General features: G+C 47.4%; 14 protein-coding genes. 11 read left to right on the top strand and 3 right to left on the bottom strand.

Annotated elements, in window-relative coordinates; all coding sequences use genetic code 11:
• Positions 1-2: 2 nt before the first annotated feature.
• From ACQY3M_RS00310 to ACQY3M_RS00285, 6 genes are all read left to right on the top strand, one after another.
• Complete coding sequence (locus ACQY3M_RS00310) at positions 3-1,715, top strand: solute:sodium symporter family transporter (protein WP_428065108.1); 1,713 nt, start codon at positions 3-5, stop codon at positions 1,713-1,715.
• Between the two features lie 58 nt (positions 1,716-1,773).
• Entirely contained in the window at positions 1,774-2,931 is a 1,158-nt protein-coding gene (locus ACQY3M_RS00305; protein ID WP_428065106.1) for a galactokinase, read from the top strand.
• 29 nt (positions 2,932-2,960) lie between these two features.
• Positions 2,961-3,935, top strand: a complete 975-nt coding sequence (gene galE / locus ACQY3M_RS00300; protein WP_428065104.1) for a UDP-glucose 4-epimerase GalE — start codon at positions 2,961-2,963, stop codon at positions 3,933-3,935.
• Between the two features lie 14 nt (positions 3,936-3,949).
• On the top strand, positions 3,950-5,461 hold the full coding sequence (locus tag ACQY3M_RS00295) for a UDP-glucose--hexose-1-phosphate uridylyltransferase (protein ID WP_428065102.1): 1,512 nt from the start codon (positions 3,950-3,952) through the stop codon (positions 5,459-5,461).
• A 92-nt stretch (positions 5,462-5,553) separates the two neighbouring features.
• Complete coding sequence (gene typA, locus ACQY3M_RS00290; RefSeq protein WP_428065100.1) at positions 5,554-7,392, top strand: translational GTPase TypA; 1,839 nt, start codon at positions 5,554-5,556, stop codon at positions 7,390-7,392.
• Positions 7,393-7,421: 29 nt separating this feature from the next.
• Positions 7,422-9,272 carry an ATP-binding cassette domain-containing protein gene (locus tag ACQY3M_RS00285; RefSeq protein ID WP_428065098.1) on the top strand — a complete coding sequence of 617 codons (1,851 nt, stop codon included), beginning with the start codon at positions 7,422-7,424 and terminating at the stop codon, positions 9,270-9,272.
• 207 nt (positions 9,273-9,479) lie between these two features.
• Here the strand turns inward: ACQY3M_RS00285 and ACQY3M_RS00280 are convergent, their stop codons facing one another.
• The 3 genes from ACQY3M_RS00280 to ACQY3M_RS00270 all read right to left on the bottom strand — a co-directional run bounded on the left by ACQY3M_RS00280 (position 9,480) and on the right by ACQY3M_RS00270 (position 12,117).
• Positions 9,480-10,073: a nitroreductase family protein gene (locus tag ACQY3M_RS00280; protein WP_428065096.1), complete on the bottom strand. Its 594-nt coding sequence runs from the start codon at positions 10,071-10,073 to the stop codon at positions 9,480-9,482.
• A gap of 68 nt (positions 10,074-10,141) precedes the next feature.
• Positions 10,142-11,686, bottom strand: a complete 1,545-nt coding sequence (locus tag ACQY3M_RS00275) for a M20/M25/M40 family metallo-hydrolase (protein ID WP_428065094.1) — start codon at positions 11,684-11,686, stop codon at positions 10,142-10,144.
• Positions 11,683-12,117, bottom strand: a complete 435-nt coding sequence (locus ACQY3M_RS00270) for a DUF192 domain-containing protein (protein ID WP_428065092.1) — start codon at positions 12,115-12,117, stop codon at positions 11,683-11,685. The genes ACQY3M_RS00275 and ACQY3M_RS00270 overlap by 4 nt, the downstream gene beginning before the upstream one ends.
• A gap of 51 nt (positions 12,118-12,168) precedes the next feature.
• Here ACQY3M_RS00270 and ACQY3M_RS00265 point away from each other — a divergent pair, with 51 nt between their 5' ends.
• From ACQY3M_RS00265 to ACQY3M_RS00245, 5 genes are all read left to right on the top strand, one after another.
• Positions 12,169-13,131, top strand: a complete 963-nt coding sequence (locus ACQY3M_RS00265; protein WP_428065090.1) for an ABC transporter ATP-binding protein — start codon at positions 12,169-12,171, stop codon at positions 13,129-13,131.
• On the top strand, positions 13,124-13,897 hold the full coding sequence (locus tag ACQY3M_RS00260; RefSeq protein ID WP_428065088.1) for an ABC transporter ATP-binding protein: 774 nt from the start codon (positions 13,124-13,126) through the stop codon (positions 13,895-13,897). Before ACQY3M_RS00265 ends, ACQY3M_RS00260 begins: the two co-directional genes overlap by 8 nt.
• An 18-nt stretch (positions 13,898-13,915) precedes the next feature.
• Positions 13,916-14,941 carry an ABC transporter permease gene (locus ACQY3M_RS00255; protein WP_428065086.1) on the top strand — a complete coding sequence of 342 codons (1,026 nt, stop codon included), beginning with the start codon at positions 13,916-13,918 and terminating at the stop codon, positions 14,939-14,941.
• Positions 14,938-15,816: an ABC transporter permease gene (locus tag ACQY3M_RS00250; RefSeq protein ID WP_428065084.1), complete on the top strand. Its 879-nt coding sequence runs from the start codon at positions 14,938-14,940 to the stop codon at positions 15,814-15,816. Before ACQY3M_RS00255 ends, ACQY3M_RS00250 begins: the two co-directional genes overlap by 4 nt.
• A 118-nt stretch (positions 15,817-15,934) precedes the next feature.
• On the top strand, positions 15,935-16,582 hold the full coding sequence (locus tag ACQY3M_RS00245) for a TraR/DksA family transcriptional regulator (RefSeq protein ID WP_428065082.1): 648 nt from the start codon (positions 15,935-15,937) through the stop codon (positions 16,580-16,582).
• Positions 16,583-16,630: the final 48 nt, after the last annotated feature.

Here is a 16,630-nt window from a genome sequence, read left to right as displayed (position 1 = left end):
TGATGTTACTTACGGTCTTATCTTTTTTGGCATTTACATTGTTGGTCTACGGCATTTCTTATTACAAAACTAGGAATGTGAACACCCATACCGAAACGGGCTATTTTTTGGCGGGCAGAGGCCTGACGGGCTGGGTAATAGCGGCGTCGTTGATGCTTACCAATTTATCTACGGAGCAAATGGTAGGTTTAAACGGGCAAGGCTATACGGACAATATGTCGGTAATGGGTTGGGAAGTAGGGGCGTCGCTGGCTTTGATAATAGTGGCGTTTTTCTTTTTGCCGAGATATTTAAAAAAGGGGTATGCGACTATACCCGATTTTATCGGCGAAAGATACGATAATGTTACCAAGCAGGTGGTAAACTGGTTTTTCCTTTTCGGATACGTACTGATATTCGTGCCGATAGTTTTGTATTCGGGGGCGATAGGATTAAGCGGTATTTTCGATTTGGAAGGCACATTCGGGATAACCAAGATGCAGGGTATTTATATCGTGGTATGGTCTATCGGCATACTGGGTATAATTTACTCATTAAGCGGCGGCTTGAGGATTATGGCGATAGCCGATACTATAAACGGCATAGGCTTGTTGATAGGCGGGTTTATGATACCGCTTTTCGGTTTGATGTATATCGGCGGGGGCAACCCGATTGAAGGGTTAAATGTATTGGTAACATCGGTGCCTGAAAAATTTAACTCCATAGGCAGCAGCAGTGATCCCGTACCGTTTGCGACGATGTTTACCGGAATGTTTTTGGTGAACTTGTTTTATTGGGGTACAAACCAAACGATAATACAGCGCGCTTTGGCGGCGAAAGACTTGAAGGAAGGCCAAAAAGGCATATTATACGCGGCTATACTTAAATTATTCGGGCCGTTATTTTTGATATTGCCCGGCATAATAGCGTTTAAGATATTCGGGCCGGGTTTGGAGATGAGCGATTTTGCTTATCCGATGTTGGTAAAAGAAGTGTTGCCGTGGTTCTTGGTGGGCTTTTTCGCGGCGGTGTTGTTTGGGGCTATATTAAGCTCTTTCAATGCGGGTTTAAATTCCACATCCACATTGTTTACGCTTAATATTTATAAGGAATATATCAACCCGAAGGCAAGCGAGAAGGAACTTGTCAGCAAGGGCAAGATAGCGGCGGCGATATTGGCGATATTTTCAATGATAGTAGCGCCGATGATAGCCAATGCGCCAAACGGCCTGTTCGACTATCTGCAGACGGTAAACGGTTTTTACAATGTGCCGATACTAACCTTAATGCTTATCGGCATGCTTAACAAGAAGGCGCCTGCGATATCGGCCAAGATAACATTGGCAATATTCATATTGGTATACGGCACGACGCAGCTTACGGCGATGTCGGGCGGATTTAAAGCGTTTATGGCCGGCGGCATGGCTGATCCGACGGTACTTAAAGGCGTAGCGGGCGCGATATACAACGCTATGCCTATGTGGTTTGTAAAGCCTCTGTTTGAGTTTTCAAGCATACATTATCTTCACATTTTGGCGATACTGTTTGTGATATGTTCTTTGTTTATGGTGGTAATGGGGCATTATTATCCTTCCAAACATGAATATGAGGATAGTCTTGACAGGCATATCGTCGATACGACGCCTTGGAAGAAAGCCGTACCCGTCAGCATAGCTATAGTGTGCTGTGTGGTAGGGCTGTATATATTATTTTCCAAACTTGGAATAGCGGCGTAATAAACAGCTTATTGGGGCCTTGCTTATGGCGGGGCCCCTTTTTTAAAGGGGTAGAAATATGGAAATAAACGAATTGAGGGCAAAATTCAAAAAAATATTTGGGCGTGAAGGGGCGGCGGTTTTCTTTGCGCCGGGCAGAGCTAATTTGATTGGTGAGCATACGGACTATAACGGCGGGCACGTATTTCCGTGCGCTTTGACATTCGGGACGTATTTGGCGGCGTCAAAGCGGCAAGACGGCAAGATAAATTTTTACTCCTTAAATTTTGAAGACGACGGCATAATATCTGCCGATATAAGCGAAATAAAAAAAGGCGGCAACTGGGCCGATTACCCCAAAGGCGTAGTAGCGATGTTTAAAGAGGACGGCCACATTCTAAACTGTGGGTTTGACGCTTTATATTACGGCGACGTGCCCAACGGCGCGGGGTTATCCTCTTCGGCCTCGATAGAAGTGGTTACCGCCGCTATGATAAACGATTTTTATAATTTAGGTTACAATCTTATAGAGCTTGCAAAAATATCTCAGCGTGCGGAGAACGGCTTTGTCGGAATGAATTGCGGGATAATGGATCAATTCGCTTCGGCTATGGGCAAGAAAGACAATGCGATGTTGCTCGACTGCAACACCTTGGAATATTCCTATTGTCCGATAGCGCTGCAAGGCGTATCCATATTGATAGCCAACACAAACAATAATCACAAGCTTACGGGCAGCGAGTACAATACCAGGCGCAGCCAATGCGAGGAAGCTTTGAAACTTCTTCAAAGCAAGTACAAGGTAAACTATTTATGCGAGCTGAAGCCTGCTGATTTGGAAAAGGGCAAAGATCTTATATCGGACGAAGTTCTTTACCGCCGCGCGCGCCACGCCGTGGAGGAAAACGCCCGCACGCTGGAGGCAGTCGCCCTTCTTAAGAAAGGAGATATAGCGGCCTTTGGCAAACTTATGGACGCTTCCCACGAGTCTTTAAAGAACAATTATGAGGTAACCGGCAAGGCTTTAGATACAATGGCCGACGCCCTGCATAAGTGCGAAGGCGTAATCGGCGCTAGAATGATGGGCGGCGGATTTGGCGGGTGCTGTATAGCTTTGGTCAAGAACGAGTTTTTGGAAGAAGTCCAAAACAAAGCGGGTGCGGAATACGAAGCGGAAATGGGGATAAAACCTTCCTTTTACGTCGCACAGATAGGATCTGGCGCGAAGAAAATATAGAAATTTAACGGCTGAAAACGAGGATAGAGATGAAGAATATTTTAGTTGTCGGCGGTGCGGGCTATATCGGCAGCCACTGCGTAAAAATGCTTAAAGAAAGGGGATACAATCCCGTAGTCTACGATAATCTCTCAAAGGGGCACAGAGCGGCGGTGCGGGGCGTCAAGTTTGAGAAAGGCGACTTGGGCGACAAGAAGAAACTTGCCCGCGTATTTAAGAAGCACGATATAGAAGCGGTAATGCATTTCGCCGCATTTATAGAGGTCGGCGAAAGCGTAAAAGAGCCGGCAAGATATTATAACAACAATATAGTTAAGGTTATCTCGCTTTTGGACGCGATGGTGGAAAACAAAATAAAATATTTCGTTTTTTCCTCTACTGCGGCGACATTCGGCGAACCCGTAGAGCCGAAAATATCTGAGGCTCACCCCCAAAATCCGATAAACCCTTACGGCCAAAGCAAACTTATGGTGGAAAAGGTTTTAAAGGATTACGATAAAGCCTATGGCCTTAAGAGCAGCGTGCTGAGATATTTTAACGCGGCGGGCGCGGACGACGGCGGGAAGATAGGGGAATCGCATACGCCCGAAACTCACCTCCTGCCGATAATATTACAGGCGGCTTGCGGCAAGCGCGAAAGCATAAAGATATTCGGTACGGATTATCCGACCAAAGACGGCAGCTGCGTAAGGGATTTTGTGCACGTTAATGATTTGTCGTCTGCGCATATATTGGCGCTTGAGAAGATGGAAAGGACCGGCGAAAGCGACGATTTTAATTTGGGCAGCGGGGAAGGCTTTACGGTGAAAGAGGTAATAGAAAGCGCCAAACGTATAACGGGGCGCGACTTCAAGGTGGAAACGGCCGCTCGGCGCGCGGGCGACCCGGCTGTATTGGTTGCCGACAGCGCTAAAGCCAGACGGGTTTTAGGTTGGGAAACTTTGTATAATTTAGATAAAATCATACAGACCGCTTGGCGCTGGGAGCAAAAGCGGAGATACTGAGCCGAGGATTTAAGATGATATACTCCAACGTTGAAGAACTTATAGCTTACGGGTTAAAGAACAAACTTATCGAGAAGGAAGACGAGATTTGGGCGCGCAACAGCATATTGGCATTGCTCAATCTGCCCGATAACAACAATGCCGCCCCGTATAAGGGGCCTTTGCCGGATAATCCTGGGGAAATACTTTCCGATATATCTTTTTACGCGGCGGAAAACGGGCTTTTGGAGGCGGCTACTTCTACATACCGCGAGATATTTGAAACTTCCGTAATGGCGGTATTTACCAAGCGTCCGAGCGAAGTCTCAAAAATATTCTACGATACTTGGCACGAGAAAGGAATAAAGAAAGCCACTTCGGAATTTTATAAATATTGCCGCAAGATTTATTATATCAAGACGGACAGGGTCGCCAAGAATATTACTTGGAAAGCCGATACGGAATACGGCAAGATAGATATGACGATAAATCTGTCCAAGCCGGAAAAGGATCCCAAGGAAATAGCCTTGCAGGGCAAGATAAAAGTCAGCCCCAATGCCTATCCCAAATGTCTGCTTTGCAGGGAAAACGAGGGCTATGCGGGGCGTTTGAACCACCCCGCTCGGCAGAACTTGCGCATAATACCTTTGAAGTTAAACGGGAAGAGGTGGTATTTCCAATATTCGCCGTATGTGTATTATAACGAGCACAGCATAGTTTTTGCGGAAGATCACCGCCCTATGCGCATAAGCGCCGATACCTTCAAGAATTTGCTTGATTTCGTGGAGCAGTTCCCGCACTATTTTATAGGGTCCAATGCGGATTTGCCGATAGTGGGCGGTTCGATACTGACGCACGACCATTATCAGGCAGGGCGCTACGTATTCCCTATGGAGCGGGCGCAGTCCGTAAAGCGGTTTAAAATAAAGAAGTTCCCGAAAGTTACTTTTGATATAGTCTGCTGGCCGCTTTCAGTATTGAGGCTGAGAGGCCCCAAAGCGCAGGTGGCGAAGGCTTCGGCGCGGGTATTGGAAGTATGGCGCAAATACGATGATAAGAAAGTCGGGATAATCCACGCTACGGGCAAGACTCCGCACAACACTATAACGCCGATAGCGCGCTATAAGGACGGCGCCTACGAGATGGATTTGGTGCTTAGAAACAACAGGACGAGCAAGGAGTATCCTTGGGGGATATTTCACTCTAGGCCGGAATATCACAATATCAAGCGGGAAAACATTGGTCTTATAGAGGCTCTCGGTATGGCGATACTGCCGGGCAGACTAAAAAATGAGATGGCGCAAATCGGCGCTTTGATAGCGGCGGGCAAGATGGAGAAGATGAAGGATTTATCCTCTTTGGCGCAGCATTATAATTGGGTGATGAGTTTTATCGGCGATTATAAAGGCTTTAAGGCTGAAGACGTGCCCGATATCCTGCTTGAGGAAATCGGCTGCACCTTCATTAAGGTTTTGGGGTCTTGCGGGGTGTTCAAGCACGACGCCGAGGGGAAAGAGGCTTTCCTGCGGTTTATATATAAGATATAATATAGTTAAAGGCGTAGAAGAGATGCTGCCCGCGGCTAAGCCTGCGGGCAGTGTTTTTTGGAGAATTTTACAAATATACACGGAAGGAAAATATGAACACGAGAAAGGACATCAGGAACGTAGCGATAATCGCGCACGTAGACCATGGCAAGACTACGGTGGTTGACTCATTGCTTAAATACGCGGGCCAATTTAAAGTAAAGCAAGACGAAGCGCAGGAGGCGGTACTGGACAGCAATCCTATCGAAAGGGAACGCGGTATAACTATTTTGGCCAAATGCACTTCGGTAAAATATAAAGACTATACGGTAAACATAGTAGACACACCGGGCCACGCGGACTTTGGCAGCGAGGTAGAACGCGTGCTAAAGATGGTAGACGGCGCCATACTGATGGTGGACGCGGTGGAAGGCCCTATGCCGCAGACTCGTTTCGTACTTAGAAAGGCCTTGGCTTTGGGTTTGCGCCCGATAGTGGTGGTAAACAAGATGGACAGGGAAAACGCGCGCCCTTCGGCCGTAGTCGACGAAGTCTTTGAACTCTTTATGGAGCTTGGCGCGGACGATAAACAATTGGATTTCCCTATACTGTACGCCTCAGGCCGCGAGGGCTGGGCCAGCGACAAAATGGAAGAGCGCGGCACGGATATAAAACCGCTTTTCGACGCCATAATAAAATACGTACCCGAGCCCGAAGCGGATGAAACTAAGCCGCTTCAAATGCAGGTGACTATGCTAGATTACAATAACTTTTTGGGGCATATCGGCATAGGGCGCATACTTAACGGCAGCGTCAGCAAAGGCGACAGCGTGGTATTATTAAAGAACCGCGGCGGCAGCGTGCCCGCCAAAGCGGTAAAAATAGAGAAGTTTTTGGGTCTTGGCAAGACGGAAACGGAAAGCGCGAAAGCGGGCGATATAGTGGCTATAAGTGGGCTTGAGGGGGTAGACGTCGGCGATACTGTATGCCACCCAGATAATCCTGTACCTTTGCCGCCGCTTTCTATCGACGAGCCGACGATATCTATGGACTTTTTCGTTAACGATTCTCCTTTTGCGGGGCGAGAGGGTAAATTCCTTACCAGCCGCCACCTAAAGGCGCGCCTTGAGAAAGAAGCTCAGACGAATGTCGGCCTGAAGGTGGAGCAGCTGGAAGGCGAGGGCCGTTTTAAAGTATCGGGCAGGGGCGAGCTGCACCTGACGATTTTAATCGAAAATATGCGCCGCGAAGGTTTTGAACTTGCGGTATCCTCGCCCGAGGTTATTTACAAAGAGGAAAACGGCAAAATACTTGAGCCTATGGAATATCTTATTTTGGATATTACCTCAGATATGCAAGGCGCGGTTTTTGAACTTGTCGGCACGCGCGGCGCCAAGTTGGAGAATATGGTAAGCGAGGGCGAAAACAGGTTAAGACTGGAATATGTAATTCCCTCCCGCGCTTTGATAGGCTTTAAGAACGAGTTTTTAACTTCCACCCGCGGCAAAGGCATTATGCACCACAGTTTTTACGGCTATTATCCCAAGGTGGACGTACCGCCTTTAAGGAGCAACGGCGTATTTATCGCCAAGGAAGCGGGGGAAACGACGGCCTACGCCATTAACAGCTTGCAGGATGGCGGCCAATTATTTGTAGGCCCGGGCGTAAAAGTCTATGAGGGAATGATAGTCGGGCAGAACTCGCGCGACAATGACTTGGTGGTCAACCCGAACAAGACAAAACGCCTTTCCAATATGCGCTCGAAAGCGGCCGACGACGCTCTGCTTTTGACGCCGCCCAGGATAATGAGCCTTGAGCAGGCCATAGAATACATCGCACCCGATGAACTTGTGGAAATTACGCCTACTTCGATACGTTTAAGGAAGAAAATACTTAATATCCACGAGCGCAGACGCGCCAACCGCAAGGAAGAGGGGGAAGGCGAGGAATAAGCAGTTTTTTCGTCCGCCCGAGATAGAATATGATAGAAATATCAGAGTTAAGCTACCATATCGGCAAGAGAACCATTTTTGAGGACGCTTCCGCTTTCATAGGGAAGGGGCAGAAGGTGGGGCTTGTCGGGCTTAACGGCTGCGGCAAGACGACCTTATTCAAGCTGATATTGGGTAAGCTGTATCCCGACGGCGGCAGGATAAGCGTATCAAGCGGGACGGTTTTGGCGACCGTAGAGCAGGAAATAAGCGATATAAACCAAAGCGTATTAAACCACGTTTTATATTCGGATAAGCGTCTTAAGAAACTCTATGATGAGCTGGAAACCAATCCCTCGGGCGTTCGTCTTGCGGAAATATACGATAAATTGGATAGTTTGGGCGCTCACAGCGCGGCGGCCAGGGCCGGCGCGATACTTGGGGGGCTTGGGTTTAGCAATGAGGAACTTAGCCGGCCTTTAAAGGAATTTTCCGGAGGCTGGCGTGTTCGGGCGGCCTTGGGCGCGGCATTGTTTGCGCCGAGCGACTGCCTTTTGCTGGACGAACCTACCAACCACCTGGATTTGGAAACGGTAATCTGGCTTGAAAATTGCCTTGCCAAATTGGATAAAACCCTCTTGATAGTCAGCCACGACAGGAATATTTTAAACAAAGTCTGCGACAAAATAATACTAGTAGACGAGTGTAAACTTAAAACCTATACGGGCGATTACGATACTTACGAGCGTACCCGACACCTTCAAACCGAGCAGCTTATCAAAGACGCCAAACGCTATGAGGAAACCAAAAAGCATTTGCAGTCTTTCGTAGACAGGTTCCGCTACAAGGCCTCCAAGGCCAAGCAGGCGCAAAGCCGCTTAAAGATGATAGAGCGTATGGGCGACGCCCCTAAAATACCTTTGGAAAAGAGCATAAGGTTTACTTTCCCGCAGCCTCAGCATTTGGACGCTTATCTGTACACTTTGGAGAACGTCAGCTGCGGCTATGATGAGAAAGTAGTGCTTAAAGATTTGAATTTGACTGTAACTCAAGACGACAAAATAGCGCTTTTGGGCGCTAACGGCAACGGCAAATCGACCTTGGCGAAACTTTTGGCGGGCAGAATACACTCGATGAGCGGCAAACTGACATACGCGCGCAAGCTGAAGGCGGGTTATTTCGCCCAGCACCAGACGGAAGAATTTGACCTGGAATCCACCCCTTACGAAACGGCCAAAGCCGCCATGCCCGAAGCCAAAGAAACGGAAGTATACACCCATTTGGCGTGTTTCGGTTTGGAAAAGAATAAAGCCGATACGCAGATAGGGAAACTTTCGGGTGGGGAAAAGAGCCGCCTTTTACTCTCTTTAATCACGATAGAAAAGCCCAATATTTTGATTTTGGACGAGCCGACAAACCATCTGGATATAACCAGCCGCCGCGCTTTGATAGAGGCTTTAAACGATTATGACGGCGCGGTAATATTGGTGACGCACGATTTTCACATATTGGAATCGGTCTGCGACCGCCTGCTTTTGGTGGAAGGCGGAACGGTTAAATCTTACGACGGCGATTTGGAAGATTATAAAAATTATGTTCTTCACTCTTCGCGTTCTTCCGCCGATGAAGGCTCTCAAGAGGGGGAGGACAACCGCAAAGAAAAACGCAAAAACGCCGCCAAACTGCGCGCGCAGACCGCTCCTTTAAGGAACAAAATAAAAGCCATAGAGCGCAAGCTGGAGGTTTTGTCCTCCCAAAAAGAGAATTTGGAAAACCGCTTGATACGCGGCTATGATTCCTCCGTAAGTATAGAGCTGGCGTTCGTCAATAAGGAAATTTCCGACGCGGAAAAGGAATGGGAACAGCTTTCGGAAGAATTGGAAAGCATAATGAACTCTTAACTTAAAATATCCTGCCCGATTTTAAGCGTAAAGCCCGTATATAATCCGAAATATTTTTAACGACAAATCCCCTTAGCTTTGGGCGGGGATTTCCATATACACAAAAATAAAAAGCCCCCCAGCCTAGGCGGGGATTTCCATAATATACACAAAAAACCGGGCTTTAACCCGGTTTTTTTGATAAAGGTTTTTATCTTGGGATATGCCTCATCGGTAAACTTTTAATCTCTGTGCGGGCGGGATAATTTCTTTGGCGGGCGCCTGCTCGGGCGATATTCCAAAGGGCATTTGCGCCACAAGTTTCCAAGAGGGCGGTATTTTAAAAGTTTTGGCGATTTCCCCGTCTATAAGCGGGTTGTAATGCTGAAGGTTGGCCGCCATGCCCAAAGCGGCAAAGCCTGTCCATACGATATATTGGAGCATACCGTTGGCTTGCTGCGACCATAGGGGAAAATTATCTTTATAGGCAGGGAATTTGCTTTGCAGTTCCGCTACCGTTTTTGTTTCTTCAAAAAACAATACGGTGCCGAAAGCGTCGGCGAAAGATTTTATTTTAGCTTCGGTCGGGGGGAATTTTTCCGAAGGAATAATTTCTTTAAGCGCTTTCCTGGCTATATCCCATATTTTTTTATGGCTTTCCCCGAATGCGGCCAAGAGCCTTGCGCTTTGGCTGTTGAAAGCCGAGGGCGAATTAGCGAGCGCCAATTCCAAAAAGTCGGTTATTTCTTTTTCTTCCAAAGTAGATTTAGTGGTTAAAGTGTAGATGCTGCGTCTTTTCCGTACGGCTTGAAAAAAGTCCATTGGGTCCTCCTTTCTTTATATATTTGTTATAGCAGGTCAAGACTCAAAAATCAATGTCTCAAAAAGGCTTATTCCGCCGTTTGGGGAAGAACTTCATTCTCAATTACCGGCAGGAACTCGTCTTGCGGGGTTTGACCCTCTTGAGATTGAGTTTCGCCCTCTTGCGCAACGGCGGGCTCTTCTTCGGGGAGATCTGGCGTATCTGTTACCAAATTCATAACGATATTAAAAGTAAGTTTCAATTGGTCAAATAAGTCCTTTTCCGTTATGCTTTCATCCGGTTCGTGGGGGCCGTTGCCGTTCTTTTGGATAAGCGGGCCGATGCCGTAGGTTATTACGCCGTGCCTTCTTAAAAATTCGCTCTCGCTTGATGCGGGCGTGAGGCCGGGCAATACCAAAATCTTGCCGAAAGTTTGACGGGCGGCTTTTTCTATCGCTTTAAAGAGCTGGTCGTTCAAATCTGTCGGCGGCTGGGGAAAGGGCGTTTCCGGTCTTTCTATTACGGTAAGGGTTACGTTTTCGTCGTTGGCAAAAAGCGCGCTGAGTTCGTCTACAAAAAGCATAGGATCGCTTTGCGGAAGAAGCCTGCAGTTTAAATTGGCCGAGGCTTCATTCTGAACGGTATTGGCTTCCGTACCCGAAGACAGAATAGTGGGGGTTATGGTATCAGTTATCTGCGTCTTGAAAAACTCGTCTTCGCTGATTATTTTTGCCGCCTGCTGGGATTGGGCGGGATCGTCTGATTCCAAGAGTTTCAAAGTGGTTTGTGCGTCGGCGTCCTGGAAGGGGAAAATCCTTTCGAAGAAAATCCTCGTCAACGGGGAAAATTTATACAGCGGCTGATAACTTTCTATTATAGAAAGCGCCTGCGAAAGTTTATATATGGCATTGTTCTGCCCCACCGCGGAAGAATTCCCGCCGTCGCCTTTCGCGCTTAAAAGAATGTCCATATACATCTTGGTACCCGCTTCTATAAACAGAATATCGCTGGGCATTTTGGCGTCATCGCCTTTCATTATGCCGCCGCCCTCGTTTAGGGCATAGGCGGCCTGGAGTTTATCGCCATGTTGGTCGTAAAGATATTTTATTCCCTTTTCGCTGCCGCTTTCCTCGTCGGCCGTAAAGAGGAATATTATATCCCGTTTAAGTTTTATGTCGCCTTTGGCAAGCCTTGTCAGAATGGTAAGGTTTATGGCGGCGTAATTTTTGGCGTCGGTGGAGCCCAGCCCGTATATCCTGCCGTCCTTTAAAGTTGCTTTGGCGGGGGGTAAGGTCCAGCCTTCCTGTATGGCGGCGGTGTCCAAATGTGCTATAAGCAGAAGCGGCTTGTTTTGCGGATCGGCCAATTCTTTATCCGCTTTCAGCACCGCTATAAGATTGCCGCGCGGCTTTTCTATCCTGTAAATATCCCAGTCTATTTTGTATTTGTTCAATACTTTGTATATATAGCGTATGGCTTTTATTTCCTCGGGCTCGGGTTGGGAGGTGTCAATCTCTATCAAGTTTATAAGATGGTCTTTGGCCGTTTGGTTCAACGCGTCGAAATCCAGCTGCTGGGCGTTTAGCGAGCAGGCTAAAACAAAAGCCGCAAAAAGATATAAAACCTGTTTCATTGTAAATCAAACTCCAAAAACGAGCCTTCTTCTATTTTGTGTTTCTTTACGCTGCCCGCGGGCAGTTCCAAAACATACTGGCCGAACCCCACCGCCGTAGCCACTTGGCTGTCAGGCGTGTAAAGATATGAATGGGGAACGTGTTCCTCGTAAGAAAATACTTTTAAATCGGACGTGATAAAGATAATATCCAAATCTATAAGGGTGTTTTTCATCCAAAAGTAGCGCGGAGCATTGTCTTCAAAAACAAAAAGCATTCCGCTTCCTTCCGGCAATTCGGTGCGGTACATTAGGCCCTTTTCCGTTTCTTCGGGCGTTATGGCCAATTCGGCTTTAACGGTGAAGCCGTCGGGCAGAGTAATGTCCGTAGTCTTCGGCCCGCAGGCGCAGAATACTAACATAGCGGCGAATAGGAGGATAAGTCTTTTCATCAGTATCATTTTAGCAATTTAAGAGATTTTTATCATTTGATATAATTTATTGTGCTTAACATAAATAATCTTTCCGTTTGTTTCGATACGCCGCAGGGGCGGATAAAAGTTCTTGATAATCTCAGCTACCGCCTGGAAAAGGGCGAGGTTTTGGCCGTAGTGGGGGAATCGGGCTGCGGAAAGACCATTCACAGCTTGGCTATTACCCGCCTTTTGCCGCCCGGGGCGAAAATAACTTCCGGCTCAATTATTTATAAGGATAAGGACATCGTCAAAATGAACGAGCCCCAATTGCGTGATGTGCGCGGCGCGGGGATAGGTATGATATTTCAAGACCCGATGATGTCTTTAAACCCCGTTTTTAAGGTGGCTTTCCATTTGACGGAGACTTTGCGTGCACACTCTAAAATAAGCAAAAAGGAAGCTCTTGAGAAGGCTGCGTCGCTTTTAAAGAAAGTGGGTATAGACGAAAAATTTTTAAATTCTTATCCGCATCAGCTTTCGGGGGGAATGCGCCAGCGGGTTATGACGGCGCTGGCTTTGTGCCTTAACCCCGATATTCTTATAGCTGACGAGCCTACCACCGCCTTGGACGTAACCGTACAAAGGCAGATTTTGGAGCTTATAAAGAAACTGCAAAAAGAGTTTTCCGCTTCCGTCATTTTTATTACGCACAATTTGGCGATAGTCAATAATATAGCCGATAGAGTTTTGGTGCTTTACGCGGGCGAAAAGGTGGAAGAATGTTCCAAAGAGGATTTATTTAAAAAACCTTTGCACCCGTATAGCGAGGGCTTGCTAAATTCCGTCGTGCGGCTTTCGCAAAGCAAAGCCAGGCTTAAAACGATAGAAGGCACGCCGCCTACGGCGGGCAGGGAGTTTAAGGGCTGTAAATTCGCCGAGCGCTGCCCTTACGCTCAAGAAAAGTGTAGAAATGAAAGGCCGCCGATATTCAATTTGGCGGGTAATCGTTTGGTAAAATGCTGGCGCTACGAGGACTGTTCAAATGGCTGAGTTATTGAGGGCGGAAAATATCGCAAAGAGTTATGTTTCCGGCGGCGCGTTCGGGGGAGGGGAGAAAATCGCCGTACTAAAGAATATAAATTTTTCCTTTGACGCCGGCGAGAGTTTCGGCCTCTTGGGGCCTTCTGGCTGCGGCAAAAGCACCCTCGCGCGCCTTATGTTGGCTTTGGAAAGGCCCGACAGCGGCAAAATCTTTATAGAGGGGGAGGACATCTTTTCCCTAAAAGGCAAAGAACTTAAAGCGCTTAGAAGGAAAGTTCAGCCCGTATTCCAAGATCCGTACAGCTCCCTTAACCCGAGAATGACCGTAGCCGATATTTTGGCCGAGCCTTTTATCGTACACGGCGAAAAATACCGCCAAAGCGATTTGAAGAAACTTTTAAGCCAAGTCGGCCTTGGGGAAAATTCTCTAAGGAAATATCCGAGCGAATTTTCCGGCGGGCAGCGCCAGCGCATAGCGATAGCGCGCGCTTTGGCCCTCAAGCCCAAGCTGATTATCGCAGACGAGCCGCTTTCTTCGCTTGATGTGTCTGTTCAGGCGCAGATATTAAATTTATTGGCGGATATTAAGGAAGAATACGGCCTGAGTTTGGTGTTCATCTCGCACGATTTGGCGCTGTGCAAGTTTTTATGTTCCAAAGCGGCCGTAATGCATAAAGGCGAAATAGCGGAGCTGGGCAAAACCGAAGAAGTATTGCTTTCGCCAAAAAGCGCGGCGGCCCAAACGCTTTTGGAGGCGGTTTTGCCTCTTAACTGAATATAGGACGATAAAAAAATGTTTAGGTATATACTAAGAAGACTTTTAATGCTGCCGCTGGTTATGCTGGGGGTAACGTTTTTCCTGTTCTTTCTGACGCAGAGGCTCTCGCCCGAGATGCGTGCTTCTTTATATATACAGGACCCGCGCCAGATGGATTCTTTGGAAGAGGTAATAGAAAAATACGGCCTTAACGATCCTATGCCCGTACAGTATTTCCGCTGGCTTAAAGGGGCTGTAAAAGGGGATTTGGGGTACAGCGAAAGCGCGAATATGCCCGTAACTTCCGCCATAAAAGCCTATTTGCCAGCTACTATCCAACTGGCGGTCGCGGCGATAATATTGGTGGTATTGTTCGGGGTGTGGCTGGGTATAATATCGGCAAAGTATAAAGACGGTTTTACGGATAATCTGATAAGATTTTTTGTATTGTCGGGGTTTTCCCTGCCGATTTTCGTGCTGGGGCTTATTCTGCTGATGATATTTTACGGCAAGCTGGGCTGGTTCGCGCCGGGGGAATATTCCTTTACCGCCGATATGATAATACATAGCCCGAATTTTAAGACCTATACCGGCTTTTTGTTGATAGACAGTTTGCTTAATCTTAATTTTTACGTGTTTTTCGATGTGTTGAAACATCTGGTATTGCCGGCGGTTACTTTATGTATAGGGTCCTTCGCGCTGATGGTGAGGGTTATGCGATCCTCAATGTTGGAGGAACTTAACAAAGATTATGTACGCAGCGCTCGTGCTCGCGGTCTAAGTGAATTTAAAGTGATTTACGAACACGCGGGCTTTAACGCGATGATACCCGTAGTTACGCTTGCCAGCATACAGTTTATCCGCCTTTTGGGCGGTACGGTAATAGTGGAAACGGTGTTTGATTACCCCGGGATAGGGCGCTGGGGAGTGGAATGCGCCCAACAGCTTGATATAGCGGGGGTTATGGGCTTTTCGCTTATGGTGGCCGTACTGTTTGTTTTGGGCAATTTGGCGGCGGACATATTGTATACGGCGATAGACCCCAGGATAAGACTAAAATGAACATAAAAGACATAATATCCAAAGCATTGGGCAGCAAGAATGCGGTGGCGGGCTTGATAATAGTTGTTTTGTTCGGGCTTGTGGCCTTGTTCGCGCCGATATTGGCGCCCTCAAGCGGGCGCGACGCTTATCAAATGCCGCAGGGCGGATACAGCATAGAGCCGCAGGCTCCCAATGCCCAGCACTATTTCGGAACTACGGAAAATCAATACGATCTATATTACGGCATAGTATGGGGTAGCCGTATGGCGTTTAAAGTGGGGATAACGGTGGTGTTTTTCGCCCTGCTTATAGGGATAATAATAGGCGGCGCGGCGGGCTTTGCTGGCGGCTGGACGGACGAAATACTTATGCGCCTGACAGATATTATCTTTGCGGTGCCCAGTATGGTGCTGGCTATGGTGATAGCGGCTATGCTGGGGCGGGATTTGGATAATATGATGATAGCCTTGACGGTGGTATCCTGGCCTTCTTACGCGCGTTTGGTGCGCGGCGGAGTGCTTAGCGTTAAGGAGCGGGAATTTGTTTTGGCCGCGCGCGCTTTGGGCGCAAGTCCTTTGAGGATTTTTGCCAAACACATAATGCCTAACGCCATTTATCCCGTAGTGATTATGGCAAGCCTCGATATAGGTTATATAGTTCTGACGGCGGCTTCTTTAAGTTTCTTGGGGTTGGGTTCTCCGGTGGGAACGGCGGATTGGGGGCAGTTGGTGGCCTTATCGCGCAATTGGATACTTGGCGGGCACGGCAATCCTTTCGCCTATTGGTACACGATAGCGGTGCCTGGCGGCGCTTTGCTCTTGTTTGTCCTGGCCTGGAATTTGCTGGGCGACGCCTTTAGGGATATATTGGATACTTCGTCGAGGAAAGCATAAAACGAACAGTTTTTTTGCCATATTGAAGTAAAAGATAAAATATGCTAGATTAAATCAATGGAGAGAAACGGGACGACCGTTTCTTTCTTCTTATATCATCAAGTTACGGAAGGAATTTATGAAAACCAAACAAGCTGTAAAGAGCAAAGTAAAAGCAGTAAAGAAAGTAGAAAAGAAAATTGTAAAAGCGGCGGCGCAAAAAGCTAAAGCCGTAAAGAAAGCGGAAAAGAAAATAATCTCATCGGCCAAAAAGGCGGCCAAGAAAGTCGAAAAGAAAATCGTCTCTGCGGGCAAGAAAACCGTTAAGAAGGCGGCAGCCTCAGCGGAAAAAGCGGTAAAAGAAATAAGCAAAAAGTCTGCGCCTGTTAAGAGCGTATCTGTGGCAAAAGTTCCCGCTAAAGAACAAAATTCAGACAAATTGACGCCTCAGGAAATTAAAGATATAGAAAAGCACCTTCTTGAGATGCGTGAGGAAGTGCAAAACAGGATAAAATCCAAAAAAGAACACGAAATGCCGGAAACGGAAGTAGGCGACGAGGCCGATATCGCCTCGCAGAGTTTGGATAAGGAAGTTTTGTTTGAGCTAAACGGAAACGCCCAAGCGCTTTTGGACCAAATAGAATCGGCTTTAAGAAGAATAAGCAAAGGCATTTACGGCACTTGCGAATATTGCCGTTGCCAGATCCCCAAAAAGAGGATTTTGGCATTGCCGTTTGCAAGATATTGCATAAGATGTCAAAGTTCCAACGAAGGCATTAAGCGATAAACAAAAAGGTTTTCATAAATCGGCCCGCTTCTTTAAAAGCGGGCCTTT

Origin of the sequence: Candidatus Proelusimicrobium volucris (assembly GCF_959605025.1) — a bacterium.
GTDB lineage: Bacteria > Elusimicrobiota > Elusimicrobia > Elusimicrobiales > Elusimicrobiaceae > Proelusimicrobium > Proelusimicrobium volucris.
This window is presented reverse-complemented; position numbering and strand designations above follow the sequence as displayed.

Excerpts from the sequence above, each read along its gene's own strand:
- ACQY3M_RS00270 (WP_428065092.1), bottom strand. The coding sequence starts at position 12,117 with ATGAAAAGACTTATCCTCCTATTCGCCGCTATGTTAGTATTCTGCGCC.
- ACQY3M_RS00280 (WP_428065096.1), bottom strand. The coding sequence starts at position 10,073 with ATGGACTTTTTTCAAGCCGTACGGAAAAGACGCAGCATCTACACTTTA.
- ACQY3M_RS00245 (WP_428065082.1), top strand. The coding sequence starts at position 15,935 with ATGAAAACCAAACAAGCTGTAAAGAGCAAAGTAAAAGCAGTAAAGAAA.
- ACQY3M_RS00285 (WP_428065098.1), top strand. The coding sequence starts at position 7,422 with ATGATAGAAATATCAGAGTTAAGCTACCATATCGGCAAGAGAACCATT.
- ACQY3M_RS00275 (WP_428065094.1), bottom strand. The coding sequence starts at position 11,686 with ATGAAACAGGTTTTATATCTTTTTGCGGCTTTTGTTTTAGCCTGCTCG.
- typA (WP_428065100.1), top strand. The coding sequence starts at position 5,554 with ATGAACACGAGAAAGGACATCAGGAACGTAGCGATAATCGCGCACGTA.
- ACQY3M_RS00250 (WP_428065084.1), top strand. The coding sequence starts at position 14,938 with ATGAACATAAAAGACATAATATCCAAAGCATTGGGCAGCAAGAATGCG.
- ACQY3M_RS00305 (WP_428065106.1), top strand. The coding sequence starts at position 1,774 with ATGGAAATAAACGAATTGAGGGCAAAATTCAAAAAAATATTTGGGCGT.
- ACQY3M_RS00255 (WP_428065086.1), top strand. The coding sequence starts at position 13,916 with ATGTTTAGGTATATACTAAGAAGACTTTTAATGCTGCCGCTGGTTATG.
- ACQY3M_RS00260 (WP_428065088.1), top strand. The coding sequence starts at position 13,124 with ATGGCTGAGTTATTGAGGGCGGAAAATATCGCAAAGAGTTATGTTTCC.
- ACQY3M_RS00295 (WP_428065102.1), top strand. The coding sequence starts at position 3,950 with ATGATATACTCCAACGTTGAAGAACTTATAGCTTACGGGTTAAAGAAC.
- ACQY3M_RS00310 (WP_428065108.1), top strand. The coding sequence starts at position 3 with ATGTTACTTACGGTCTTATCTTTTTTGGCATTTACATTGTTGGTCTAC.
- galE (WP_428065104.1), top strand. The coding sequence starts at position 2,961 with ATGAAGAATATTTTAGTTGTCGGCGGTGCGGGCTATATCGGCAGCCAC.